Source organism: Pseudomonas veronii (assembly GCF_001439695.1).
In the GTDB taxonomy this organism is placed as follows: domain Bacteria; phylum Pseudomonadota; class Gammaproteobacteria; order Pseudomonadales; family Pseudomonadaceae; genus Aquipseudomonas; species Aquipseudomonas veronii.
On record NZ_JYLL01000003.1, the window covers coordinates 335,261 to 359,487 of the forward strand.

At 61.7% G+C, this 24,227-nt stretch carries 22 protein-coding genes; 9 read left to right on the forward strand and 13 right to left on the reverse strand.

What is annotated here, in order from left to right:
• Window positions 1–69 precede the first annotated feature (69 nt).
• Window positions 70–1,473: a NorM family multidrug efflux MATE transporter gene (locus tag TU80_RS05880; protein WP_017846029.1), complete on the forward strand. Its 1,404-nt coding sequence runs from the start codon at window positions 70–72 to the stop codon at window positions 1,471–1,473.
• A gap of 50 nt (window positions 1,474–1,523) precedes the next feature.
• Here the strand turns inward: TU80_RS05880 and TU80_RS05885 are convergent, their stop codons facing one another.
• A complete protein-coding gene (locus TU80_RS05885) occupies window positions 1,524–3,188 on the reverse strand; it encodes a putative bifunctional diguanylate cyclase/phosphodiesterase (protein WP_017846030.1) in 1,665 nt (554 codons plus the stop codon).
• 255 nt (window positions 3,189–3,443) lie between these two features.
• Here TU80_RS05885 and rep point away from each other — a divergent pair, with 255 nt between their 5' ends.
• Window positions 3,444–5,453 (forward strand): DNA helicase Rep, encoded by a 2,010-nt coding sequence (rep, locus tag TU80_RS05890; RefSeq protein ID WP_046381655.1) that lies wholly within the window; start codon window positions 3,444–3,446, stop codon window positions 5,451–5,453.
• Window positions 5,454–5,511: 58 nt separating this feature from the next.
• Window positions 5,512–6,084, forward strand: a complete 573-nt coding sequence (locus tag TU80_RS05895) for a xanthine phosphoribosyltransferase (protein WP_017846032.1) — start codon at window positions 5,512–5,514, stop codon at window positions 6,082–6,084.
• Between the two features lie 130 nt (window positions 6,085–6,214).
• On the opposite strand, the gene TU80_RS05900 is transcribed toward TU80_RS05895, so the two are convergent.
• From TU80_RS05900 to dadA, 6 genes are all read right to left on the reverse strand, one after another.
• Window positions 6,215–8,137 carry an acetyl-CoA hydrolase/transferase C-terminal domain-containing protein gene (locus TU80_RS05900; protein WP_017846033.1) on the reverse strand — a complete coding sequence of 641 codons (1,923 nt, stop codon included), beginning with the start codon at window positions 8,135–8,137 and terminating at the stop codon, window positions 6,215–6,217.
• A gap of 136 nt (window positions 8,138–8,273) precedes the next feature.
• The gene (locus TU80_RS05905; RefSeq protein ID WP_026139909.1) at window positions 8,274–8,687 is read right to left on the reverse strand and encodes a c-type cytochrome; all 414 of its coding nucleotides are present in this window, start codon (window positions 8,685–8,687) and stop codon (window positions 8,274–8,276) included.
• Window positions 8,688–8,868: 181 nt separating this feature from the next.
• The gene (locus TU80_RS05910; protein WP_046381653.1) at window positions 8,869–9,417 is read right to left on the reverse strand and encodes a cupin domain-containing protein; all 549 of its coding nucleotides are present in this window, start codon (window positions 9,415–9,417) and stop codon (window positions 8,869–8,871) included.
• 116 nt (window positions 9,418–9,533) lie between these two features.
• The gene (gene alr / locus TU80_RS05915) at window positions 9,534–10,607 is read right to left on the reverse strand and encodes an alanine racemase (protein WP_046381652.1); all 1,074 of its coding nucleotides are present in this window, start codon (window positions 10,605–10,607) and stop codon (window positions 9,534–9,536) included.
• 79 nt (window positions 10,608–10,686) lie between these two features.
• The gene (locus TU80_RS05920) at window positions 10,687–11,040 is read right to left on the reverse strand and encodes a RidA family protein (RefSeq protein ID WP_017846037.1); all 354 of its coding nucleotides are present in this window, start codon (window positions 11,038–11,040) and stop codon (window positions 10,687–10,689) included.
• The gene (gene dadA, locus TU80_RS05925) at window positions 11,012–12,313 is read right to left on the reverse strand and encodes a D-amino acid dehydrogenase (RefSeq protein WP_017846038.1); all 1,302 of its coding nucleotides are present in this window, start codon (window positions 12,311–12,313) and stop codon (window positions 11,012–11,014) included. Before dadA ends, TU80_RS05920 begins: the two co-directional genes overlap by 29 nt.
• Before the next feature lie 155 nt (window positions 12,314–12,468).
• Between dadA and TU80_RS05930 the strand changes: the two genes are divergently transcribed.
• Window positions 12,469–12,957, forward strand: a complete 489-nt coding sequence (locus tag TU80_RS05930) for an Lrp/AsnC ligand binding domain-containing protein (RefSeq protein ID WP_017846039.1) — start codon at window positions 12,469–12,471, stop codon at window positions 12,955–12,957.
• A gap of 47 nt (window positions 12,958–13,004) precedes the next feature.
• Here the strand turns inward: TU80_RS05930 and TU80_RS05935 are convergent, their stop codons facing one another.
• A complete protein-coding gene (locus tag TU80_RS05935) occupies window positions 13,005–13,358 on the reverse strand; it encodes a YkgJ family cysteine cluster protein (protein WP_017135860.1) in 354 nt (117 codons plus the stop codon).
• Between the two features lie 114 nt (window positions 13,359–13,472).
• Here TU80_RS05935 and TU80_RS05940 point away from each other — a divergent pair, with 114 nt between their 5' ends.
• Window positions 13,473–14,765 (forward strand): NAD(P)/FAD-dependent oxidoreductase, encoded by a 1,293-nt coding sequence (locus tag TU80_RS05940; protein WP_057004014.1) that lies wholly within the window; start codon window positions 13,473–13,475, stop codon window positions 14,763–14,765.
• Between the two features lies 1 nt (window position 14,766).
• On the opposite strand, the gene TU80_RS05945 is transcribed toward TU80_RS05940, so the two are convergent.
• Window positions 14,767–14,991 carry a DUF1127 domain-containing protein gene (locus tag TU80_RS05945; RefSeq protein WP_017846042.1) on the reverse strand — a complete coding sequence of 75 codons (225 nt, stop codon included), beginning with the start codon at window positions 14,989–14,991 and terminating at the stop codon, window positions 14,767–14,769.
• A gap of 165 nt (window positions 14,992–15,156) precedes the next feature.
• Between TU80_RS05945 and TU80_RS05950 the strand changes: the two genes are divergently transcribed.
• Both TU80_RS05950 and TU80_RS05955 read left to right on the forward strand, forming a co-directional pair.
• The gene (locus TU80_RS05950) at window positions 15,157–16,581 is read left to right on the forward strand and encodes an aminotransferase-like domain-containing protein (RefSeq protein ID WP_046385149.1); all 1,425 of its coding nucleotides are present in this window, start codon (window positions 15,157–15,159) and stop codon (window positions 16,579–16,581) included.
• Between the two features lie 62 nt (window positions 16,582–16,643).
• Window positions 16,644–18,212, forward strand: a complete 1,569-nt coding sequence (locus TU80_RS05955) for a phospholipase D family protein (RefSeq protein WP_032804275.1) — start codon at window positions 16,644–16,646, stop codon at window positions 18,210–18,212.
• Between the two features lie 85 nt (window positions 18,213–18,297).
• On the opposite strand, the gene TU80_RS05960 is transcribed toward TU80_RS05955, so the two are convergent.
• Together TU80_RS05960 and TU80_RS05965 are read right to left on the reverse strand one after the other, a co-directional pair.
• Window positions 18,298–19,440: an MFS transporter gene (locus TU80_RS05960; RefSeq protein WP_057004015.1), complete on the reverse strand. Its 1,143-nt coding sequence runs from the start codon at window positions 19,438–19,440 to the stop codon at window positions 18,298–18,300.
• 161 nt (window positions 19,441–19,601) lie between these two features.
• The gene (locus tag TU80_RS05965; protein ID WP_046381649.1) at window positions 19,602–21,095 is read right to left on the reverse strand and encodes an aldehyde dehydrogenase; all 1,494 of its coding nucleotides are present in this window, start codon (window positions 21,093–21,095) and stop codon (window positions 19,602–19,604) included.
• A 230-nt stretch (window positions 21,096–21,325) separates the two neighbouring features.
• On the opposite strand from TU80_RS05965, the gene TU80_RS05970 reads away from it, so the two are divergent.
• Window positions 21,326–21,688, forward strand: a complete 363-nt coding sequence (locus tag TU80_RS05970) for a cupin domain-containing protein (protein WP_017846047.1) — start codon at window positions 21,326–21,328, stop codon at window positions 21,686–21,688.
• A gap of 71 nt (window positions 21,689–21,759) precedes the next feature.
• Here the strand turns inward: TU80_RS05970 and rpmG are convergent, their stop codons facing one another.
• Window positions 21,760–21,915: a 50S ribosomal protein L33 gene (rpmG, locus tag TU80_RS05975; protein ID WP_003176906.1), complete on the reverse strand. Its 156-nt coding sequence runs from the start codon at window positions 21,913–21,915 to the stop codon at window positions 21,760–21,762.
• Window positions 21,916–21,926: 11 nt separating this feature from the next.
• Window positions 21,927–22,160, reverse strand: a complete 234-nt coding sequence (gene rpmB, locus TU80_RS05980; RefSeq protein ID WP_003176907.1) for a 50S ribosomal protein L28 — start codon at window positions 22,158–22,160, stop codon at window positions 21,927–21,929.
• A 458-nt stretch (window positions 22,161–22,618) separates the two neighbouring features.
• Here rpmB and TU80_RS05985 point away from each other — a divergent pair, with 458 nt between their 5' ends.
• Window positions 22,619–24,211, forward strand: a complete 1,593-nt coding sequence (locus TU80_RS05985) for an ABC transporter substrate-binding protein (RefSeq protein WP_057004016.1) — start codon at window positions 22,619–22,621, stop codon at window positions 24,209–24,211.
• Window positions 24,212–24,227 lie beyond the last annotated feature (16 nt).

Sequence of the window (24,227 nt, forward strand, 5' to 3'; positions counted from 1 at the left end):
TCCCTTTGTGCAATGAGCTGAGAGCGCCGAGAATCGACGTTCTCCCCCTCCTCCGAAAATTTGAGCGTGATGATCATGCAACATCCGGCACGTACCGAACTCTGGGCCATTCTGCGGCTGTCAGGGCCGTTGATTGCCTCACAGTTGGCGCACATGCTGATGGTGCTGACCGACACCCTGATGATGGCCCGCCTGAGCCCCGAGGCCCTGGCCGGCGGTGGCCTGGGCGCGGCGAGCTACTCGTTCGTGGCGATTTTCTGCATCGGCGTGATTGCTGCCGTGGGCACCCTTGTCGCCATCCGCCACGGCGCGGGCGATATCGACGGCGCCACCCGCCTGACCCAGGCCGGGCTGTGGCTCGCCTGGCTGATGGCCTTGGCGGCGGCGCTGCTGCTGTGGAACCTCAAGCCGGTGCTGCTGATGTTCGGCCAGACCGAGACCAACGTGGACGCGGCGGGGCAATTCCTTACGATCCTGCCGTTCGCCCTGCCCGGCTACCTGAGTTTCATGGCCCTGCGCGGCTTCACCAGCGCGATCGGCAAAGCCACACCGGTGATGGTGATCAGTCTCGGCGGCACAGTGGTCAACTACCTGCTCAACCACGCGTTGATCGAGGGCATGTTCGGCCTGCCGAAACTCGGCTTGATGGGCATCGGCCTGGTCACGGCCATCGTCGCCAATGGCATGGCGCTGGCACTGATGGCGTACATCCGCAGCAACCGCGCGTACTCAGCCTACCCGCTGAGCGCAGGCCTGTTGCGTCTGAACACCCACTACTTGCGCGAGCTGTGGCGGCTGGGCCTGCCGATTGGCGGCACCTACGCGGTGGAAGTCGGGTTGTTTGCCTTCGCCGCGCTGTGCATGGGCACCATGGGCAGTACGCAATTGGCGGCGCATCAGATCGCGCTGCAAATCGTCTCGGTGGCGTTCATGGTGCCGGCGGGAATGTCCTACGCGGTGACCATGCGTATCGGCCAGCACTATGGCGCCGGGCAACTGCTGCAGGCGCGCATGGCGGGGCGTGTCGGCATCGGCTTTGGCGCGGCGGTGATGTTGGGATTTGCCGCGGTGCTGTGGCTGTATTCCGATCCGCTGGTCGGGCTGTTCCTCGACCATAACGACCCGGCATTCCACGAGGTGATCGTGCTCGCCGTCAGCCTGCTGGCCGTGGCGGCCTGGTTCGAGCTGTTCGACGGCGTGCAGACCATCGCCATGGGCTGCATCCGTGGGCTCAAGGACGCCAAGACCACCTTCCTGGTGGGCCTGGGTTGCTATTGGCTGATCGGTGCGCCAGCGGCCTGGTGGATGGCCTTCACCCTGGGCTGGGGGCCGACCGGCGTGTGGTGGGGCCTGGCGCTGGGCCTGGCCTGTGCGGCGATCAGCCTGACCTGTGCGTTCGAGGCGAAGATGAAGCGCATGATTCGGCAGGAGCCAGACGCTCAACGCTCATTCCATGCCGCGCAGACCGACTAGAAGTCTTGCGCGGTTGAAATGTGGGGGCGGGTTGGCAAGAAAAGGATGAGCTAGCCCAACAAAGCCTGCTGGTCCTTGCCGAACGTCAGGTAGTCCACCAACTCCGGCAATGGCAGCGGTTTGCTGATCAGGTAACCCTGGGCCTGGTCGCAACCGAACAAACGTAACAGCGCCAGTTGTTCCGCGGTTTCCACGCCTTCGGCCACCACTTCCAGGTTGAGGTTGTGGGCCAGGTTGATCATGGCGTGGACCAGCTTGCGGTTTTCTTCACGCTCTTCCATGCCGCCGACGAAACTCTTGTCGATCTTCAACAAGGCAATCGGCAGGCTGTTGAGGTGGACGAACGATGAGAAGCCGGTGCCGAAGTCGTCGAGGGAAAAGCGCACACCGAGGCGACCGAGGGCGTCCATGGTCTGCTTGACCAGGTCACTGCGGCGCATCACGGCGGTTTCGGTCAGCTCGAATTCCAGCCATTGCGCATCCACCCCGCGCTCGACAATCAGCCGGCTGAGGGTTGAGAGCAGTTGGCTGTCCTGGAACTGGCGGAACGACAGGTTGACCGCCATATGCAGCGGCGGCAGGCCGCGTTCGCGCAGGTCCTGCATGTCGCGCAGGGCCCGGGAGATCACCCAGTAACCCAGCGGTACGATCAACCCACTCTGTTCGGCCAGCGGCACGAATTCGCTGGGCGGCAACAGGCCGCGCTCGCCATGGCGCCAGCGCACCAGGGCTTCGAGGCCGACGATATGGCCGTCGTCCAGGTCGAGGCGCGGCTGGTAGTGCAGTTCCAGTTCGTCGCGACGCAGCGCGCGGCGCAATTCGCTTTCCAGGTCGGCCAGGCTGCGGGCGTTGCGGTTGATACGTTCGTTGAAGATATGAAAGGTGCAGCCCTGGGTGCTTTTGGCTTGCTGCATGGCGATATGGGCATGCCACATCAACGGGTCGGCGCCGGCACGCGCGCGGGCATGCGCGACGCCCAGGCTGCAACCGATCAGCAGGCTCTCGCCATCCACCCAATACGGTTCGGCCATGGCTTCGGTGATGCGCTCGGCCATCCATTCGGCACGCTGGGGCGCGCGGCGGGTGTCGATCAGCAAGGCAAACTCATCGCTGCCCAGGCGCGCCAGTTGGTCGCCGGCTTCGAGCTGGCTCTTGAGCCGCGAAACCACTTGCAGGATCAGCCGGTCGCCGGCCTGGTGGCCGAGGGCATCGTTGGCGTGACGGAAGTTGTCGAGGTCCAGGTGGCCCAGGGCCAGGCCGCGCCCTTCGTTGTCTGCCAGGCGTGCGGCCAACAGGGTCTGGAAGCCCTGGCGGTTGGCGATACCGGTCAGCGGGTCTTGTTCGGCCAGGCGCTGCAAGGTGTTTTCCAGCACGCCACGTTCGCGCACATGGCGCAGGCAGCGGCGCAGGGTGTCGGCGTCCATGGCAAGACGGATCAGCCAGTCACTGACTCCCAGGGGCGCCACCAACGGCTCCTGTTCCAGCAACAACACGCACGGCAAGCTGCAACGGCCCGGGCCGGGTTGCAGGTTGGGCGTGGTCAACAGCACGGCGCTGTGGTCGTCATCGAACAGACGACTCACCGAGTCCCAGTTGGGCGCGCTGATCAGCACAGCCCCGTCGCCCATCGGCACCAGGCACTCGCGCAACAATGCTGCCCACTCAGGCGTATCGGCCAGTAGCAGCAAACGCAAGGGTTCGACAGGCGTGGACAAGCTAGCTCCCTAGACTCTGCAAGATTTCGTTGGCGGCAAGTATTATGACGTCAGGTCGAGCATTCACAAATGATAAAAGTTATCAAATACGAGCAGTACGCACAAAAGTCGCAAATACCCCCACATCCTGCGGCAAAGTAGCAAAAGCGGCAAATTTAGATCGAGTGGTACGTCACACCGTCGATCCAAGGCAGCAGAATCTCACCAGCCTGTTAAAATGCCCGCCCTTTTGAACAACGACTCCCTGAACTCTGTATGTCCCGACTCAATCCCCGGCAGCAAGAAGCCGTGAACTACGTCGGCGGCCCTCTATTGGTGCTCGCCGGTGCTGGCTCCGGCAAGACCAGCGTGATCACCCGCAAGATCGCGCACCTGATCCAGAACTGCGGCATCCGCGCCCAGTACATCGTCGCCATGACCTTTACCAACAAGGCGGCGCGGGAAATGAAAGAGCGGGTCGGCACCCTGCTCAAGGGTGGCGAAGGCCGCGGCCTCACGGTGTGTACGTTCCACAACCTGGGGCTGAACATCATCCGCAAGGAGCATGTGCGGCTGGGCTACAAGCCGGGTTTCTCGATCTTCGACGAGACCGACGTCAAAGCCCTGATGACCGACATCATGCAGAAGGAATACGCGGGCGACGACGGCGTCGACGAGATCAAGAACATGATCGGCGCCTGGAAAAACGACCTGGTCCTGCCGCCCGAAGCCCTGGAAAACGCGCGCAACCCCAAGGAACAGACCGCCGCCATCGTCTACACCCACTACCAGCGCACGCTCAAGGCGTTCAACGCGGTGGACTTCGACGACCTGATCCTGCTGCCGGTAAAGCTGTTCCAGGAACACGCCGACATCCTTGAGAAGTGGCAGAACAAGGTACGTTACCTGCTGGTGGACGAATACCAGGACACCAACGCCAGCCAGTACCTGCTGGTGAAGTTGCTGATCGGCAAGCGCAACCAGTTCACCGTGGTGGGCGACGACGACCAGTCGATCTACGCCTGGCGCGGCGCCCGCCCGGAAAACCTGATGCTGCTCAAGGACGACTATCCGTCCCTGAAAGTGGTGATGCTGGAACAGAACTACCGCTCCACCAGCCGCATCCTGCGCTGCGCCAACGTGCTGATCTCGAACAACCCCCACGAGTTTGAAAAACAACTGTGGAGCGAGATGGGCCATGGCGACGAGATCCGCGTGATCCGCTGCCGCAACGAAGACGCCGAAGCCGAGCGCGTGGCCGTGGAAATCCTCAGCCTGCACTTGCGCACCGACCGGCCCTACAGCGACTTCGCGATCCTCTATCGCGGCAACTACCAGGCCAAGCTGATCGAGCTGAAACTGCAGCACCATCAGGTGCCGTATCGTCTGTCCGGCGGCAACAGCTTTTTCGGACGCCAGGAAGTCAAAGACCTGATGGCCTACTTCCGCCTGATCGTCAACCCGGACGACGACAACGCCTTCCTGCGCGTGATCAACGTACCGCGTCGGGAAATCGGTTCGACCACCCTGGAAAAACTCGGCAACTACGCCACCGAACGCAAGATCTCGATGTACGCCGCCACCGACGAAATCGGCCTGGGCGAACACCTGGACACGCGCTTCACCGATCGCCTGTCGCGCTTCAAGCGCTTCATGGACAAAGTGCGCGAGCAATGCGCCGGTGAAGACCCGATCAGCGCCCTGCGCAGCATGGTCATGGACATCGACTATGAAAACTGGCTGCGCACCAACAGCTCCAGCGACAAGGCCGCGGACTACCGCATGGGTAACGTCTGGTTCCTGATCGAAGCGTTGAAGAACACCCTGGAAAAAGACGAAGACGGCGAAATGACCGTCGAAGACGCCATCGGCAAGCTGGTGCTGCGCGACATGCTCGAGCGCCAGCAAGAAGAGGAAGACGGCGCCGAAGGTGTACAGATGATGACCTTGCATGCGTCCAAGGGACTGGAATTTCCCTACGTGTTCATCATGGGCATGGAAGAGGAAATCCTCCCGCACCGCTCCAGCATCGAAGCCGACACCATCGAGGAAGAACGGCGCCTGGCCTACGTGGGCATTACCCGCGCACGCCAGACATTGGCCTTCACCTTTGCCGCCAAGCGCAAGCAATACGGCGAAATCATCGATTGCGCCCCCAGCCGATTCCTCGACGAACTGCCGCCGGACGACCTGGCCTGGGAAGGCAACGATGACACCCCGACCGAGGTCAAGGCCGTTCGCGGCAACACCGCCCTGGCGGATATTCGCGCGATGTTAAAGCGCTAGAATCGACTATTTTTTAATCTACTTTCGGCGCACCGTGCGCCATTAGAGGAAGCGTTCCGTGGAAGCACTGCACAAGAAAATTCGCGAAGAAGGCGTCGTGCTTTCCGATCAGGTACTCAAAGTCGACGCCTTTCTGAACCATCAGATCGACCCGGCACTGATGAAACTGATCGGCGACGAATTCGCCGCGCTGTTCAAGGATTCGGGGATCACCAAGATCGTCACCATCGAAGCCTCGGGGATCGCCCCGGCAATCATGACCGGCCTGAACCTCGGCGTGCCGGTGATCTTCGCGCGTAAGCAACAGTCCCTGACCCTGACCGAAAACCTGCTGTCGGCAACGGTGTATTCCTTCACCAAGAAAGTCGAAAGCACCGTAGCGATCTCGCCGCGCCACCTGACCAGCAGCGACCGCGTGCTGATCATCGATGACTTCCTGGCCAACGGGAAGGCGTCCCAGGCGCTGATCTCGATCATCAAGCAGGCCGGCGCCACCGTTGCCGGCCTGGGGATCGTGATCGAGAAGTCGTTCCAGGGCGGGCGTGCCGAGCTGGATGCGCAGGGTTATCGGGTTGAATCGCTGGCGCGCGTGAAGTCGCTGAGCGGTGGTGTCGTCACCTTCATCGAGTAATCGCTGACGGAACCCGGTTAAACATGTGGGAGGGGCGGTGCGACGATTCGACTTGCCCCCGATAGCGGTGTATCAGTCACCAAATGTGTTGGCTGATCCACTGCTATCGGGGGCAAGCCCCCTCCTACATTTAGTGCGCGGTGGCCTGGAGGCCGGCGAGCAACAGCCGCTGATACACGTCCTCTTTTAGCCCTTCCGGCTGGTCCAACCCCATCCGCTTCAGATGCTCGGGAAACGCCTCCGGCTCCGGTGCATCCAGCGCCGCCTTGCCCAGGTCGAAAATCTCGCTCAGCTTGAATTTGCTCTTGAGCCAGTTCAACCCCCGCAACAGGTCCCGTTCGACATCCGTGAAGTCGGTGCCCAGCGGATACTCCGGAAACAACCGGCGATGCCGGGCCTGAAGGCTCTGGAGCCGCTGCGGAGTGTTGTCGGTAAAGCGCGGGTCCAGCTGGAAATCCCGGGGTAGCTTGCCGGCCTCTTGCGCCTGCTCGATCAAGTCGCCCTGGAACCTGGAGTCGGTGATGTTGAGCAACGCCTCAATTACCTTGGCATCGGTCTGACCGCGCAAGTCGGCAATTCCGTATTCGGTGATGACAATGTCCCGCAGGTGCCGTGGGATCGTGCAATGGCCGTACTCCCACACGATATTGGAACTGACCTCCCCCGCCGCCTCGCGCCAGCTGCGCAACATCAGGATCGCGCGCGCGCCTTCCAGCGCGTGGGCCTGGGCAACAAAATTGTACTGCCCGCCCACGCCACTGAGCACGTGGCCACCTTCCAGTTGGTCGGCAACCCCGGCGCCGAGCAAGGTCACCACGATCGCGCTGTTGATGAACCGCGCATCCAGACGCTGCAAACGCTTGAGTTCTTCCTGCCCGTACAGCTCGTTGATGTAGCTGATGCGCGTCATGTTGAACGCCTGACGCTTGGCGAGGGTCATGTCCTGCAAGCGTTGGTAAAAACTACGCGGGCCAACGAAAAAACCGCCATGGATCGAAATGCCGTCGGGCTGGGCCGCATCATCGAGCAGGCCGGCATTTGCCTGTTCCTGCGTCGCCACATCCGGGTAGACCTTGCGCCGCACAATCCCCGCATCCGCCAGCACCAGCAGGCCGTTGACGAACATTTCGCTGCAACCATAAAGGCCTTTGGCAAACGGCTCGACGCCCCCTTCACGGCTGATCAGCGCCGCCCAGCGGTACACATCGAGGTCGGTCAGCAGCAGCCGATAGGCTTCGTTATCGGCCTGGCGCGCAAGCAAGGCGGCGGTCAGCGCATCGCCCATCGAACCGATACCGATCTGCAAGGTGCCGCCATCGCGCACCAGGGTGCTGGCATGCAGGCCGATAAAATGGTCCTGGAAACCCACCGGCATATTCGGTGTGGAGAACAGCGTGCTGCTGTCCTTTTCATCGAGCAGGTAGTCGAACGCATCCATGCCCAACTCCGAATCCCCGGGCATGTAGGGCAAATCGGTGTGGACCTGGCCGACCATCAGCACGGTTTCCCCAGCGGCGCGACGCTTGGCGATCATCGGCAGCAGGTCGAGGGTGACATCGGGGTTGCAGCTCAGGCTCAGCCGGTCGGGGTGCTCGGCGCTGCTGGCCACCAACTGCGCCACCAGGTTCAGGCCGGCGGCGTAGATATCGCGCGCGGCATGGCTGTAGTTGCTGCTGACGTAGTCCTGTTGCGCGGATTGGCTATGAAGCAGGCTGCCGGGCTGCATGAAAAATTGCTGGACGTGGATATTCGCCGGCAGGCTGTCCTTGTGCAGATCGGCGAGATAATCCAGCTCGGGATAATCGCCAAACACCCGCTCGGTAAACGGTTCCAGGAAGCGCTTCTGCAAGCCATCGCCCAACGCCGGGCGACCCAGGCTCAAGGCGGTGTAAATCGTCAGCGCCCGCTCCGGCAGCTTGGCGATACGTCGGTACAGCGCGTTGACGAACAGATTGGGCTTGCCCAGGCCCAGGGGCAGGCCCATGTGGATATGCGCTGGCAAGCGCGCGAGTACGTCGTCAACGGCTTGCTCGATTGAACATAACTGCACCATCCGACCCTCCTGAACATTTGATGATTAGGGGTTGGATAGAGAGTGGCCCGTCTTGGTTGCAAAGAACAGCCTCAACCCTCGATCGCAGGCACAAAAAAGCCGCTCGTAAGCGGCATTTTTGACGAAGATCGCTGGATTACAACCCGGACATCTTCTTGATCGCACCTTTCAGATCAGCATCCGTGCAATCAGCACAGGTGCCTTTTGGCGGCATGGCATTGATACCCGTGATCGCCTTGGCCAGGATGCCGTCGAGGCCGCCCTGGTGGTCGGCGCGGTCTTTCCAGGCGGCGGTGTCGCCGATTTTCGGAGCACCCAACAGGCCGGTTCCGTGGCATGCATTGCAGTGCTTGGCAATGATCTCATCCGGTGTTTTCGCACCGCCGCCGCCGCCCGCTGTTGCGGCGACTTCCATCCCCTTGCACTCCTGCCCCTGCACACACACTTGGCCAACAGGCTCCAAGCGCTTGGCAATGTCATCATTGGTCGCAGCTTGAGCGCTGACAGCCCATAGGGCCAGTACGGTTGCTGGTGCAGCCAGCATTTTCATAATTAGGTTCACGCGTTCACCCTCAATGGTGGCTATTCACGCCTGCGGCCACGGTTTCGCAGGCGGCGAAAGTATAACGGTTAGCCCGTCTGGCTGAAACAACCCTATTAAGCAAAGGGAGATTCAGTCTCACGGAATACGCTGCGGGAGTCTCTGCAATGCTGGCTGGACGCCTCTTCTGTCAAAAGTTCGCGGGCGTGGCTGCGCTGATTAGTCGCGCCGGCACATCGAACGGATTACGAAAACGATGGGGCTTGGTGCTTTCAAAGTAGTAGCTATCGCCAGCTTCGAGCACAAAAGTTTCAAGACCGACGACCAATTCCAGGCGACCTTCCACCAGAATCCCGGTTTCTTCGCCTTCGTGGGTGAGCATTTCTTCGCCGGTATCGGCGCCAGGCGGGTAAATTTCGTTGAGAAACGTGATCGCCCGGCTCGGATGTGCGCGACCCACCAGTTTCATGGTGACAGCGCCGTCGGAGATATCAATCAGCTCGTTGGCTTTATAGACGACCTGGGTCGGTATTTCCTGGAGGATTTCCTCGGAAAAGAACTCGACCATCGACATGGGAATGCCGCCCAGCACCTTGCGCAAGGAACTGATGGAAGGGCTGACACTGTTTTTTTCGATCATCGAAATGGTGCTGTTGGTGACACCCGCACGCTTGGCGAGCTCGCGCTGGGAAAGACCCTTCAGTTTACGGATGGATTGCAGTCGTTCGCCGACGTCCAATGCGGGAGCCTCCTAGGATTCAGGCTTTGTTGTAATTGAGCGTTATCATGGCGACAGCGTTCAGTATTTACAACACTTGGGCCTAAATCCTCCCCCGCACCGTTCGTAGAGGCCGATCAAGCCCCGGAATAGAGCCTTGGCACGCGGCGCAGGTTGCAGAAGATCTGGTAGGGGATGGTCTCGGCGGCGGCCGCGACGTCACTGGCGAGGATGTTCTTGCCCCACAGCTCCACGGTGGAACCGAGGCCGGCCTGGGGCACGTCGGTGAGGTCGACGCACAGCATGTCCATGGACACCCGGCCGAGCAATTGGCTGCGCTGCCCCGCCACCAGCACCGGCGTGCCGGTGGGGGCGTGACGTGGATAACCGTCGGCATAGCCCATGGCAACCACGCCGACCCGCATCGGTTTCGGCGTGATGAATTTGGCACCGTAGCCCACCGGCTCGCCGGCCGGCAGTTCGCGCACGCAGATGACTTTCGATTCCAGGGTCATTACCGGCTGCAAGCGCGCGGCGGTGGCCTGGTCTTCACCAAACGGCGTCGTGCCGTACAACATGATGCCGGGGCGTACCCAGTCGCTGGGCACCTTCGGCCAGCCCATCACCGCCGGCGAATTGCGCAGGCTGACCTCGGCCGACAGCCCCTGGCGCGCCGCTTCGAACACCGCCACTTGTTCATTGCTGCGCACGCAATCGAGCTCATCGGCGCGAGCGAAGTGGCTCATCAATACGATCTTCGCCACCTTACCGCTGGCGAGCAGGCGCTGGTACGCCTCGTGGTAGTCCTTGGGGTGCAGGCCGACGCGGTGCATGCCCGAGTCCAGTTTGAGCCACACGGTGAGGGGCTTGCGCAAGGCCGCCTGCTCGATGGCCTCCAGTTGCCACAGCGAATGCACCACGCACCAGAAATCATGCTCGACGATCAGCGGCAGCTCGTCGGCTTCGAAAAACCCTTCCAGCAGCAATACCGGCGCGCGGATACCGGCAGCCCGCAGCTCCAGTGCTTCCTCGATACAGGCCACGGCAAAACCATCGGCCTCGGCTTCCAGCGCCTGGGCCACGCGCACCGCGCCATGGCCGTAGGCATCGGCCTTGATCACAGCGAGGGCCTTGGCCCCCGTGACTTCACGGGCCAATTGGTAATTGTGGCGCAGGGCTTGGAGGTCGATCAGGGCACGGGCAGGACGCATGGCGGCAGGCTTCTAGGCGGCAGAGTGAAAAAAAACCGGCACCGACCAACCGCATCGGTACCGGGAGAGGGATCGTTGCTTAAGGCAGGGCGGCCACGACGGACAGCTCCACCAGGATTTGCGGCTCGCACAGTTTCGCTTCAACCGTGGCGCGGGCCGGGGCGACGCCTTTGGGCAGCCATGCGTCCCACACCGCGTTCATGCCGGCGAAGTCGGCGTCGATGTCTTTGAGGTAGATCGTCACCGACAGCAGCTTGCTTTTGTCGGTGCCGGCCAAGTCCAGCAAACGCTCGATATTGGCCAGGGTTTCACGGGTCTGTTGTTCAATCCCGGCACTCAGGTCGTCGCCGACTTGCCCTGCCAGGTACACGGTGCCGCCGTGGGCAACGATCTGGCTCATGCGCTCATTGGTGAGCTGGCGCTGGATTGACATGTTTTGCAGACTCCTGGTGGTTGCCATAACGGGAAATATCGAGGCCTTCGGCACTGATCTGCGGCGTTTTCTTGGCCATCAGGTCAGCCAGCAAACGACCGGAGCCGCACGCCATGGTCCAACCGAGGGTGCCGTGGCCGGTGTTCAGGAACAGATTCTTGAACGGGGTGGCACCGACAATCGGCGTACCGTCCGGTGTGGTCGGACGCAGGCCGGTCCAAAAGATCGCTTCGGTCAGATTGCCGCCCTGAGGATAAAGGTCGTTGACGATCATCTCCAGGGTTTCACGCCGACGTGGGTTCAGCGACAGGTCAAAACCGGCGATTTCAGCCATGCCGCCGACACGGATGCGGTTGTCGAAACGGGTGATCGCGACCTTGTAGGTCTCGTCGAGAATGGTCGACGTCGGCGCCATCGCCGGGTTGGTGATCGGCACGGTCAGCGAGTAGCCCTTGAGCGGGTACACCGGCGCCTTGATCCCCAGCGGCTTGAGCAACTGCGGCGAATAACTGCCGAGGGCCAGGACGTAGCGGTCGGCGGTTTCCAGCTTGCCGTCGATCCACACACCGTTGATGCGATCACCGGCGTGGTCGAGGCGCTGGATGTCCTGTTCGAAACGGAATTCCACGCCCAACTGCTTGCACATGTCTGCCAGGCGCGTGGTGAACATCTGGCAGTCGCCGGTCTGGTCGTTCGGCAGGCGCAGGGCACCGGCGAGGATGTCGGTGACACTGGCCAGGGCCGGTTCGACGCGGGCGATGCCGGCACGGTCAAGCAATTCGAACGGCACGCCGGACTCTTTCAACACGGCGATATCTTTGGCAGCGCCATCGAGCTGCGCCTGGGTGCGGAACAGTTGGGTCGTACCGAGGCTGCGGCCTTCGTAGGCAATGCCGGTTTCAGCGCGCAGTTCGTCGAGGCAATCGCGGCTGTACTCGGACAGGCGGACCATGCGCTCCTTGTTCACCGCATACCGGCTGGCGGTGCAGTTGCGCAGCATCTGCGCCATCCACAGGTATTGGTTGATATCGGCGGTGGCCTTGATCGCCAGCGGCGCGTGGCGTTGCAGCAGCCACTTGATGGCCTTGAGCGGCACACCCGGCGCGGCCCATGGCGAGGCGTAGCCTGGAGAGACCTGGCCGGCGTTGGCGAAACTGGTTTCCATGGCCGCGGCTGGCTGGCGGTCGACCACGACCACCTCAAAACCGGCTCGCGCCAAATAGTAGGCACTGGTCACACCAATGACGCCGCTACCCAAGACCAGAACGCGCATTTTTATATCCTCATCGCGGCTTGACCGCCGACGTGTGTTGTTCGAGCAATGATGTGAGCAGTATAAAAAGCAATCACCAGTGCATTTCACTATATAAATGCCTATATTTGGCGACAATTCTTGGCAACAACCCTTTTCACAGAGGCGTATCCCCTATGCGTACCAACACCCAGACCAAACGGGAGCTGGACAAGATCGACCGGAACATCTTGCGCATCCTACAAGCCGACGGGCGCATTTCGTTCACGGAGCTGGGGGAAAAGGTCGGACTGTCGACCACCCCCTGCACCGAGCGCGTGCGCCGCCTTGAGCGTGAAGGGATCATCATGGGCTACAACGCACGCCTCAACCCCCAGCATTTGAAGGCGAGTTTGCTGGTATTTGTCGAGATCAGCCTCGACTACAAATCCGGCGACACCTTTGAAGAATTCCGCCGCGCCGTGCTGAAATTGCCCCATGTGCTGGAGTGCCACTTGGTCTCGGGGGACTTCGACTACCTGGTGAAAGCGCGGATTTCCGAGATGGCCTCGTACCGCAAACTGCTCGGCGACATCCTGCTCAAACTGCCCCATGTGCGGGAGTCCAAGAGCTATATCGTGATGGAAGAGGTGAAAGAGAGCCTCAATCTGCCCATCCCCGACTGACTGACACAACCGGGCCAATGTGGGCGAGGGCTTGCTTGCTCCCACATTTAGACCAGCACCTGCCGGGTACTCGCCATGTATTCGTGGATCTGCTTCTCCACCCGCGGGTGAATCAGCTCCACCGGCCGCCGTCCATTGGGGCACGGCAAGGTCTTTGTGGTGCCGAAAAGCCTACAGATCAGCGGGCGCTCGTCATACACCGTGCAGCCATTGGGCCCCAGGTGTACGCAGTTCAACTCGTCCATGGCGGCTTCCTGTTCGGCAGCGGTCTTACGCGGCAGGCGCGACATTTCCTCGGGGGAAGTCGTCACCGGCCCACAGCAATCGTGGCAACCGGGGACGCACTCAAACGAGGGGATCTGTCGGCGCAATGCGCTGATTTTCTGACTGTTGCAACTCATCGAAACACGTACCGAACGGCGAATAGGCGTGGATTCTGCCGCAAAACCCCGCGGTGAGACAGCTTCGTCCGACCGCTGTATCCTGCGTCAAATTTTCCAAACGGGGATGTTCCCATGACTGCCTGCGCCCGGCACACCGCTTCCTACTACGCCGCCAGCAGCCTGCCGCAACCCGACTATCCGGCGTTGGCCGGCGAAACAGTGGCCGACGTGTGCGTGATCGGCGGCGGTTTTTCCGGGCTCAACACCGCGCTGGAACTGGCCGAACGCGGGTTCAGCGTGGTGCTGCTGGAAGCGCGCAAGATCGCCTGGGGCGCCAGCGGGCGCAATGGCGGCCAGTTGATCCGCGGCGTTGGCCATGGCCTGGAGCAATTCACCAACGTGATCGGCACCGACGGCGTGCGCCAGATGAAACTGATGGGCCTGGAGGCGGTAGAAATCGTGCGCGAACGCGTCGAGCGTTTCCAGATCGCCTGCGACCTGACCTGGGGCTACTGCGACCTGGCCAACAAACCCCGCGACCTGCTCGGCCTCGCCGAAGACGCCGAAGAATTGCGCAGCCTGGGCTATCGCCACGAAGTACGCCTGCTGCAAGCCAGCGAAATGGGCAGCGTGATCGGTTCCGAGCGCTACGTGGGCGGCATGATCGACATGGGCTCGGGCCATCTGCACCCGCTGAACCTGGCCCTCGGCGAGGCAGCTGCCGCCCAAAAACTCGGCGTGCAACTGTTCGAGCACTCCGAAGTGACGCGCATCGACTACGGCCCCGAGGTCAACGTACACACCGCCCGCGGCAATGTGCGCGCCAAGACCCTGGTGCTGGCCTGCAACGCCTATCTGAAGGGGCTCAACCCACTGTTGAGCGGCAAAGTGTTGCCGGCCGGCAGCTATATCATCGCCACCGAGCCATTAAGCGCCGCCCAGGCGGCCCAATTGCTGCCGCAAAACATGGCGGTGTGTGATCAGCGGGTGACGGTGGACTACTTCCGACTGTCTGCCGACCGTCGTCTGCTGTTCGGCGGCGCCTGCCACTATTCCGGACGCGACCCCAAGGACATCGGCGCCTACATGCGGCCGAAGATGGTGCAGGTGTTCCCCCAACTGGCCGACGTGAAGATCGACTATCAATGGGGCGGCATGATCGGCATCGGTGCCAACCGCTTGCCGCAGATCGGCCGATTGGCAGATCAACCCAACGTGTATTACGCCCAGGCCTACGCCGGTCATGGCCTCAACGCGACACACCTGGCGGGCAAGCTGCTGGGCGAAGCCGTCAGCGGCCAGCAGCAGGGACGTTTCGATCTGTTCGCCCAGGTGCCGCACATCACCTTCCCCGGCGGCAAGCACTTGCGCTCGCCGCTGTTGGCGCTGGGGATGCTCTGGCACCGGTTGAAAGAACTGGTGTGACTCAACTGCGCCAGAACGGCTTCAAGCCTTCCTGGCGCGCCTGCTCGGCGGTCAACCCGATATCCCGCAGTTGCTCGGCAGTCAGCTCCAGCAGCACCTTGCGCGTGTGGCGACGGTGCCAGAACAGGCTCCAGCGGTTGCGGGTCGGGGCCGACATCGCCCGCGCCTGCCCCGCTTCGAGTTCCTGGCCGTGTAACGTCAGCCGCACATCGCTCATGCCGTTCATTTTGTCGTCCTCATTTGCTGGTTGCCATGAGTGACTAGAATGAGCGAGTGGACAAAACCATTACAGATTCAACCAATTTTTATTAAATCCATACAGATACTGCCCACGAGTGGCTGAATCCTGTATTTTCCCAGAATCTGTACTGGTCCCCTGGGAGTGATCACCGTGACCCTTTACGTCAACCTCGCCGAATTGTTGGGCACCCGCATCGAACAGGGCTTCTACCGCCCCGGTGACCGGCTGCCTTCCGTAAGGGCCTTGAGTGTCGAGCACGGGGTCAGTTTGAGCACCGTGCAGCAAGCGTATCGCATGCTGGAAGACAACGGCCTGGCGATGCCGAAGCCCAAGTCCGGTTACTTCGTGCCCGTCGGCCGTGAGCTGCCGGCCTTGCCCGAAGTCGGCCGCCCGGCCCAGCGCCCGGTGGAAATTTCCCAGTGGGACCAAGTGCTCGAGTTGATCCGCGCGGTACCGCGTAAAGATGTCGTACAGCTGGGCCGCGGCATGCCGGATGTGTTGTCGCCCACCCTCAAGCCGCTGCTGCGCAGCCTGGCCCGCGTCAGCCGGCGCCAGGACCTGCCGGGGCTGTATTACGACAATATCCTCGGCTGTATGGAGTTGCGCGAACAAATCGCCCGACTGTCATTGGATTCCGGCTGCCAGTTGACCGCCGAAGACATCGTGATCACCACCGGCTGCCATGAGGCGCTGTCTGCCAGCATCCGCTCCATCTGCGAGCCGGGGGATATCGTTGCGGTGGACTCGCCGAGCTTCCACGGCGCCATGCAGACCCTCAAGGGCCTGGGCATGAAAGCGCTGGAAATCCCCACGGACCCGCTCACCGGCATCAGCCTCGAAGCCCTGGAACTGGCGCTGGAACAGTGGCCGATCAAAGTCATTCAACTGACCCCCAACTGCAACAATCCTTTGGGCTACATCATGCCGGAGGCACGCAAGCGGGCGCTGTTGACCCTGGCCCAGCGCTTTGACGTGGCGATCATCGAAGACGATGTGTATGGCGAACTGGCCTACAGCTACCCGCGCCCGCGCACCATCAAATCCTTCGACGAAGATGGCCGCGTGTTGCTCTGCAGCTCGTTCTCGAAAACCCTGGCGCCAGGCCTGCGGATTGGCTGGGTCGCGCCGGGCCGCTACCTGGAGCGGGTGTTGCACATGAAATACATCAGCACCGGCTCCACCGCGACCCAGCCGCAGATCGCCATCGCCGAATTTCTCAAGGGCGGCCATTTCGAACCGCATTTGCGGCGGATGCGTACTCAATACCAACGTAATCGCGACATGATGCTCGACTGGGTCAGCCGTTATTTCCCCGCCGGCACCCGCGCCAGCCGACCTCAAGGCAGCTTCATGCTGTGGATCGAGCTGCCGGAAGGTTTCGACACCCTCAAGCTCAACCGGGTGTTGGTGGAACAAGGCGTACAAATCGCCGTGGGCAGTATCTTTTCCGCGTCCGGCAAGTACAGGAATTGCCTGCGCATGAACTACGCTGCCAAACCTACGCCGCAGATTGAAGAGGCGGTGCGCAAAGTCGGCGCCGTCGCGAGCAAGATGCTGGCCGAGGCCGCCGACTGACCTTTCCGGGAAAATAGCCGTCCTATGTCGACAACCGCCCTGATCTGGAAACGGTGCCCTTGATGACTCGACGGCTTTTAGCGTTTTTCCTGTTGGGCGCCCTGGCCCTGGGCGGCTGCGCCACGGTGAATGTGCCGCGCATCCCCAGCGATGCCCTGCCGGCGACGCAGTCGTCGTTCGGCCGTTCGATCCAGGCCCAGGCCGCGCCGCATCAGGGCCGCTCCGGCTTTCGCCTGCTGCCCAACAGCAGCGAGGCGTTCATGGCCCGCGCCGAACTGATCCGCAACGCCCAGACCAGCCTCGACCTGCAGTACTACATCGTCCACGACGGCATCAGCACCCGCCTGCTCGTGGATGAACTGCTCAAGGCCGCCGACCGTGGCGTGCGTGTGCGTATCCTGCTGGACGACACCACCAGCGACGGCCTCGATCAGGTCATCGCCACCCTCGCCGCCCACCCCAACATCCAGATTCGCCTGTTCAACCCGCTGCACCTGGGGCGCAGCACCGGCGTGACGCGCGCCATGGGGCGCCTGCTCAACCTGTCGCTGCAACATCGACGCATGCACAACAAACTGTGGCTGGCGGACAACAGCGCGGCCATCGTCGGCGGGCGCAACCTGGGCGACGAGTATTTCGACGCCGAACCCAACCTTAATTTCACCGACATCGACATGCTCAGCGTGGGCCCGGTGGCCGAGCAACTCGGCCACAGTTTCGACCAGTATTGGAACAGCGCCCTGAGCAAGCCCATCAATGAATTCATCTCCAACCTGCCGTCCAAAGGCGACCTGGCCAGCGCACGCCTGCGCCTGGAAGAATCCCTGGCCCAGTCGCGCCAACAGAACCACGCCTTGTACAACCGCCTGCGCACCTACAAGACCGAACCGCGCCTGGACATCTGGCGGCGCGAGCTGATCTGGGCCTGGAACCAGGCGTTGTGGGACGCCCCGAGCAAGGTACTCGCCAAGAATGATCCGGACCCGCGCCTGCTGCTGACCACCCAACTGGAACCGGAACTCGAAGGCGTCAACCATGAGTTGATGATGATTTCGGCGTATTTCGTGCCGGGGCAGCCGGGCCTGGTGTACCTGACCGGTCGCGCGGATGCGGGCGTCTCGGTGAGCCTGCTGACCAACTCCCTCGAAGCCACCGACGTGCCGGCCGTACACGGCGGCTACGCGCCCTATCGCAAGGCGCTGCTGGAGCACGGCGTGAAACTCTATGAGTTGCGCCGCCAACCCGGCGCACCCCGCACAGGCAGCGGGCCCCACCTGTTTCGTCGCGGCCTGTTCCTCGGCTCGGACTCCAGCCTGCACAGCAAGGCGATGATTTTTGATCGGCAGAAATCGTTTATCGGCTCGTTCAACTTCGACCCGCGTTCGGTGCTGTGGAATACCGAAGTCGGCGTGCTGGTGGACAGCCCTGAGCTGGCCGAACACCTGCGCAATCTGGCGCTGCAAGGCATGGCGCCAGCATTGAGCTACGAGGCGAAATTACAGGATGGCCAGGTGGTGTGGACCACCGAGGATAACGGGCAACCGCACACCCTGACCCGCGAGCCGGGCAGCTGGTGGCGCCACTTCAATGCCTGGTTCGCCACCTCCGTCGGCCTGGAACGCATGCTGTAGGAGCGAGCTTGCTCGCGAAGAACGCAAGAACACCACACTTAACCAGACCGTACCCGTCATCGCTAACGCCTTCATCCCCTCGCGCCTAAGCGGGCTGCGCGGCGCCAAACGCCCCCTGGCGCAACAACAGCACCACCAACCCCAGCGCCCCGGCCGCCATCAGCCACGGCAATGCATGCCCGCTGATCCACTGGCTGCCCGCACCGGCCACCAGCGGCCCGATCAGGCAACCGATGCCCCAGAGCTGCGCCACGTGGGCATTGGCGCGCACCAGCGCATCGTCGCGGTAACGCTCGCCGATCAGGATCAACGACAAGGTGAACAAACCACCCGCACTCGCGCCGAACAGCACCCACACCGGCCAGATCAGCAGCGTGTGCATCAACAACGGGACTGCCAGGCTCGCCCCCAGCAACAGCAGCGCGCAGCTCAAGAACAGCGTGCGCCGCGGCAGGTAGTCGGCCAGTGCGCCGATGGGCAGCTGCAGCAACGCATCGCCCACCACCACCGTGCTGACCATCGCCAGGGCGATCTCGGCCGTGAAGCCTTGCTGCAGGCAATACACCGGCAGCAGCGTCAGGATCATCGCCTCGAACGCCGCGAATAACGCCACCGCCCAGGCAATCGCCGGCAGGCTCCGACAGAAGCGCCACAGCTCGGCAAACGTCACGCTGAAGGACTCGGCGGTCGGCGCCCCGGAACGCCCCAGCAACAGCAACGGCGCCAGCGTCAACAGGCCCACGCCCACCCAGAACCCATAGTCATGATCGGTGCCCAGCACGCCCAACAGCAGCGGCCCCGACAGCTGGCTCAGCGCATAGGTGCAGCCATACAGCGCCACCAGCCGGCCGCGCCATTGCTCCACCACCAACTGGTTGATCCAGCTTTCGCCAAGAATGAACACGATGGTCAGGATCACCCCGATCATCAGCCGCAGCACCAGCCACACCGGGTAGCTCGGCAGGATCGCCAACAGACCGATGGACACCGCCCCCGCCCACAGGCACAGGCGCATCAGATGCGCAGTGCCCAGCCAGGACGCCAGCCGACTGGAAACCTTCGCCCCCAACAGCACGCCGAAGGCCGGCATCGCAGCCATCACTCCAATGGCGAAGCTGCCGTAGCCCCAGCCTTCCAGACGCAGGGACACCAGCGGCATGCTGACGCCCAACGCCAGACCAACGCTGAGCACCGAGGCCAGCACGGCGAAATAAGTCGCCCAACGCATTTCCACGCTCCTGTGGATAGTTTTTTCAGGGCTGCAAACGAACTGTAGGAGCGCGCTTGCTCGCGAAAAACGCCAACGATAACGCGTGCTGTCTGGTTGAACGCGGCGTCTTTGAGTTCTTCGCGAGCAAGCTCGCTCCTACAGGGGACCTGCGGTGTTGCTTAGAGCTTGATCCAGGTCGCCTTCAGCTCGGTGTACTTGTCGAACGCATGCAGCGACTTGTCGCGACCGTTGCCCGACTGCTTGAAGCCACCAAACGGCGCGGTCATGTCACCGCCGTCGTACTGGTTGACCCACACGCTACCGGCGCGCAGTGCCTTGGCGGTGAGGTGCGCCTTGGAGATATCCGCCGTCCACACCGCCGCGGCCAGGCCGTATTGGGTGTCGTTGGCGATGGCGACGGCTTCTTCGGCGCTGTCAAAAGTGAGCACCGAGAGGACCGGGCCGAAGATTTCTTCGCGGGCGATCTTCATGGCGTTGGTCACTCCGTCGAAAATCGTCGGCTCGACGTAAGTGCCACCGGTCTCTTCCAGCGTGCGCTTGCCGCCCGCCACCAGTTTGGCACCGTCGGCATGACCGGCTTCGATGTAGGACAGCACGGTGTTCATCTGTTGAGTGTCTACCAGCGCGCCGACGTTCGTGGCCGGGTCCAGCGGGTTGCCTGGCTTCCAGCCCTTCAGCGCGGCGATCACCAGCGGTAGGAATTTATCCTTGATGGAGCGCTCCACCAGCAGACGCGAACCGGCGGTGCAGACTTCGCCCTGGTTGAAGGCAATCGCGCCGGCGGCGGATTCGGCGGCGGCTTGCAGGTCCGGGGCATCGGCGAACACGATGTTCGGGCTCTTGCCGCCCGCTTCCAGCCATACACGTTTCATGTTCGATTCGCCGGAGCGGATCAACAGCTGTTTGGCGATTTTGGTGGAGCCAGTGAACACCAGGGTGTCGACATCCATGTGCAGCGCGAGCGCGTTACCCACGGTGTGGCCGTAGCCCGGCAGCACGTTGAACACGCCTTTTGGAATACCGGCCTCAACGGCCAGGGCCGCGATGCGGATGGCGGTCAGCGGGGATTTTTCGGACGGTTTGAGGATCACGGAGTTACCGGTCGACAGCGCCGGCCCGAGTTTCCAGCAAGCCATCATCAGCGGGAAATTCCACGGCACGATGGCGGCAACCACACCGACCGGCTCACGGGTCACCAGACCCAGCTGATCGTGAGGGGTGGAAGCGACTTCATCGTAAATCTTGTCGATGGCCTCGCCGCTCCAGCTCAGGGCATTCGCCGCGCCGGGTACGTCGATATTCAGGGCGTCGCTGATCGGCTTGCCCATGTCCAGGGTTTCCAGCAGCGCCAGCTCTTCGGCATTGGCCTTGAGCAACGCGGCGAAACGGATCATGGTGGCCTTGCGCTTGGCCGGCGCCAGGCGCGACCAGACACCGGAATTGAACGTGGCGCGGGCATTTTCCACGGCGCGCTGGGCGTCGGCGACGTCACAGCTGGCAACGCTGGTCAGCAGGCGGCCATCGACGGGGCTGATGCATTCGAACGTGTCGCCGGAAACGGCGGCGGTGTACTCGCCATTGATATAGGCGCGGCCTTCGATCTTCAGATCCTTGGCGCGTTGCTCCCAGTCGGCACGGGTCAGGGTGGTCATGCGAGTGTCCTCCTCTTATTGAATACAAGGGCCAGGCGATGTGCCCCGGCAGCCTCAAAGAATGCTTGCCCCGCCAGCCAGTTGTTCGGCTCAAGGCAACTGCCACCCTAAACCAGCGGCTGGGGATGTATCAATATATTTGACATAACGCCGGTAAACGCCCTTGCGATGTTCATTTTAATAAACATAGACTTTGGGCTCTCCAACCGCAGGCCAGACGGGACACGCACATGAGCATCCAGGACATCGTCGACTTCAGCCAAGCCAACACCGCCCCCGATCGCTACCTCCCTGCCCCGGAAAAAATCCTCAAGGGCAATCCCGAGCAAACGATCTACAACCACTACAACAGCCCGTGCGGCCAGATGAGCGCCGGCGTCTGGGAAGGCGAAGTCGGGCAGTGGAAGGTCAACTACACCGAACATGAGTACTGCGAGATTGTGCAGGGGGTTTCCGTACTGCGCGATGCCGAGGGCAACGCCAAGACCTTGCGCGCCGGCGACCGCTTCGTTATCCCGGCCGGCTTCAGCGGCACCTGGGAAGTGCTCGAGCCCTGCCGCAAGATCTATGTGGTGTTCGAACAGAAGGCCTGATCAGCAAATCCTGCGCAAAAAAAAGCCCGAATCGTGAGAAACGGGCTTTTTTTCACAAGGAAGAAAATCAATTACTTGATTTTGCCTTCTTTGTAGATCACGTGCTTGCGAACGCGCGGGTCGAACATTTTCTTTTCGAGCTTGTCCGGGGTAGTACGCTTGTTCTTGTCGGTAGTGTAGAAGTGACCAGTACCGGCGCTAGAGATCATTCGAATCAATTCACGCATGATAGAGCTCCTTAGATCTTGCCAGCGGCGCGGATTTCGGCCAGCACGACAGTGATGCCACGCTTGTCGATAATGCGCATGCCTTTGGCAGATACGCGCAGACGCACAAAACGTTTCTCTTCTTCAACCCAGAAGCGGTGATGCTGCAGGTTCGGCAGGAAACGACGACGGGTTTTGTTATTTGCGTGGGAAATGTTATTCCCAGTCACCGGACCCTTACCGGTAACTTGACAGACTCTCGACATGCCTCAGCCCTCTAAAACCACATGCCCAACCCGGCATGGGTTGGCCGCTTAATCTCTCAGTCATTTGGCGCCAGGCGCCGCGTTTCTTTAGGGTCTTACCGGCTACACCTACAAGCGAAGGAACCGGGCCCCTAGAAAAGAGCGCTGCTTTATACCAGAAAGACCCAAGTGCAACAACAGCCCGTGTGTTTTTACCGGCGTAAATCTCGGCGACAGATGGCCGAACCGTTGCCAGGAGGGGCCGCTGCAATAGCCGACCGCTCGTCGCACAGAATGATTTACAACGCCCGCAAGTACCAAAAAGTACAAGGCGAAACGCGCTGAGGCGCCATCAAAACAGCATTTGAGCCAAAAGCACAGGCAAAAATGGACTAGTCATTTATCAATCAGACCACTACGGTAGGACTTTTCCAGACTGCACTCGCAGATGGGCCTTCGATCTGCACAGGAAACCGAACATGCGCCTCGCTGCCCTACCGCTTTTGCTAGCCCCTCTGTTTATCGCGCCGCAGGCCTTGGCGGCCACCAATCTGAGCGTGTGTACCGAAGCCAGTCCCGAAGGGTTTGACGTAGTGCAGTACAACTCGCTGACTACCACCAACGCCTCGGCCGACGTGCTGATGAACAGCCTGGTGAACTATGACGCAGCCAGCGGCAAGCTGGTGCCAAGCCTGGCGGACAGCTGGGAAGTGTCGCCGGACGGCCTGACCTACACCTTCCAGTTGCACCCCAACGTAAAATTCCACCGCACCGACTATTTCACCCCGAGCCGCACCCTGACCGCCGAAGATGTCCGCTTCAGCTTCGAGCGCATGCTCGATCCGGCCAACCCATGGCACAAGATCGCCCAGAGCGGCTTCCCCCATGCCCAGTCGCTGCAATTGCCCGCACTGATCAAGAAGATCGACGCCCTTGACCCGCTGACCGTGCGCTTCACCCTCGATCACCCCGACTCGACCTTCCTCGCCGCGTTGAGCATGGGTTTTGCCTCGATCTACCCGGCCGAGTACGCCGACAAGCTGCTCAAGGCCGGCACCCCGGAGAAGCTCAACAGCCAGCCCATCGGCACCGGCCCGTTCATCTTCACGCGATTCCAGAAAGATGCCGTGGTGCGCTACAAAGCCAACCCGGATTATTTCGCCGGCAAACCGGCTGTGGATAACTTGATCTTCGCCATCACCCCGGATGCGAACGTGCGCCTGCAGAAACTGCACCGCGACGAATGCCAGATCGCACTGTCGCCCAAACCCCTGGATGTGGGCGAAGCCGAGAAAGATCCCGCACTCAAAATAGAAAAAACCGCAGCATTCATGACTGCATTCGTCGCGATCAACAGCCAGCACCCGCCGCTGGACAAGCCCGAAGTGCGCCAGGCGATCAACCTGGCCTTCGACAAGGACAGCTACCTCAAAGCCGTGTTCGAAGGCACCGCCGAAGCCGCCAACGGCCCCTACCCGCCCAACACCTGGAGCTATGCCAAGGAGTTGCCGGGTTATCCACAGGACATCACCAAGGCCAAGCTGCTGCTGGAGCGCGCCGGGCTCAAGGACGGCTTCAAGACCACAATCTGGACACGCCCCACCGGCAGTCTGCTGAACCCCAACCCCAACCTCGGTGCGCAACTGCTGCAGGCGGACCTGGCCGAGGTCGGCATCCAGGCCGAGATCCGCGTGATCGAATGGGGCGAGCTGATCCGCCGCGCCAAGGCCGGCGAACACGACCTGTTGTTCATGGGTTGGGCCGGCGACAACGGCGACCCGGATAACTTCCTGACTCCGCAGTTCTCCTGCGCGGCAGTGAAATCCGGCACCAACTTCGCCCGCTATTGCGACCCGACCCTGGACAAGCTCATCAGCGCCGGCAAGACCACCAGCGAGCAAGGGGTGCGCAGCAAGCTGTATCAACAGGCCCAGGCGCAGATCCAACAGCAGGCCCTGTGGCTGCCGCTGGCGCACCCGATGGCGTTCGCCCTGACCCGCAAGAATGTCGAGGGGTACCAGGTGAGCCCGTTTGGGCGGCAGGACTTTTCGAAAGTCAGCGTCAAGCCCTGAGCTGCAAGCTGCAAGC

What these genes read in the sequence shown, in the direction of transcription:
- TU80_RS05960 (WP_057004015.1), bottom strand. Translation starts at nt 19,440, where the DNA reads ATGCGTTGGGCGACTTATTTCGCCGTGCTGGCCTCGGTGCTCAGCGTT.
- TU80_RS05955 (WP_032804275.1), top strand. Translation starts at nt 16,644, where the DNA reads ATGACTCGACGGCTTTTAGCGTTTTTCCTGTTGGGCGCCCTGGCCCTG.
- TU80_RS05935 (WP_017135860.1), bottom strand. Translation starts at nt 13,358, where the DNA reads ATGAGTTGCAACAGTCAGAAAATCAGCGCATTGCGCCGACAGATCCCC.
- rpmB (WP_003176907.1), bottom strand. Translation starts at nt 22,160, where the DNA reads ATGTCGAGAGTCTGTCAAGTTACCGGTAAGGGTCCGGTGACTGGGAAT.
- TU80_RS05985 (WP_057004016.1), top strand. Translation starts at nt 22,619, where the DNA reads ATGCGCCTCGCTGCCCTACCGCTTTTGCTAGCCCCTCTGTTTATCGCG.
- TU80_RS05920 (WP_017846037.1), bottom strand. Translation starts at nt 11,040, where the DNA reads ATGTCAATCCAGCGCCAGCTCACCAATGAGCGCATGAGCCAGATCGTT.
- dadA (WP_017846038.1), bottom strand. Translation starts at nt 12,313, where the DNA reads ATGCGCGTTCTGGTCTTGGGTAGCGGCGTCATTGGTGTGACCAGTGCC.
- rpmG (WP_003176906.1), bottom strand. Translation starts at nt 21,915, where the DNA reads ATGCGTGAATTGATTCGAATGATCTCTAGCGCCGGTACTGGTCACTTC.
- TU80_RS05970 (WP_017846047.1), top strand. Translation starts at nt 21,326, where the DNA reads ATGAGCATCCAGGACATCGTCGACTTCAGCCAAGCCAACACCGCCCCC.
- TU80_RS05905 (WP_026139909.1), bottom strand. Translation starts at nt 8,687, where the DNA reads ATGAAAATGCTGGCTGCACCAGCAACCGTACTGGCCCTATGGGCTGTC.
- TU80_RS05930 (WP_017846039.1), top strand. Translation starts at nt 12,469, where the DNA reads ATGCGTACCAACACCCAGACCAAACGGGAGCTGGACAAGATCGACCGG.
- rep (WP_046381655.1), top strand. Translation starts at nt 3,444, where the DNA reads ATGTCCCGACTCAATCCCCGGCAGCAAGAAGCCGTGAACTACGTCGGC.
- TU80_RS05940 (WP_057004014.1), top strand. Translation starts at nt 13,473, where the DNA reads ATGACTGCCTGCGCCCGGCACACCGCTTCCTACTACGCCGCCAGCAGC.
- TU80_RS05965 (WP_046381649.1), bottom strand. Translation starts at nt 21,095, where the DNA reads ATGACCACCCTGACCCGTGCCGACTGGGAGCAACGCGCCAAGGATCTG.
- TU80_RS05880 (WP_017846029.1), top strand. Translation starts at nt 70, where the DNA reads ATGATCATGCAACATCCGGCACGTACCGAACTCTGGGCCATTCTGCGG.
- TU80_RS05900 (WP_017846033.1), bottom strand. Translation starts at nt 8,137, where the DNA reads ATGGTGCAGTTATGTTCAATCGAGCAAGCCGTTGACGACGTACTCGCG.
- TU80_RS05945 (WP_017846042.1), bottom strand. Translation starts at nt 14,991, where the DNA reads ATGAACGGCATGAGCGATGTGCGGCTGACGTTACACGGCCAGGAACTC.
- alr (WP_046381652.1), bottom strand. Translation starts at nt 10,607, where the DNA reads ATGCGTCCTGCCCGTGCCCTGATCGACCTCCAAGCCCTGCGCCACAAT.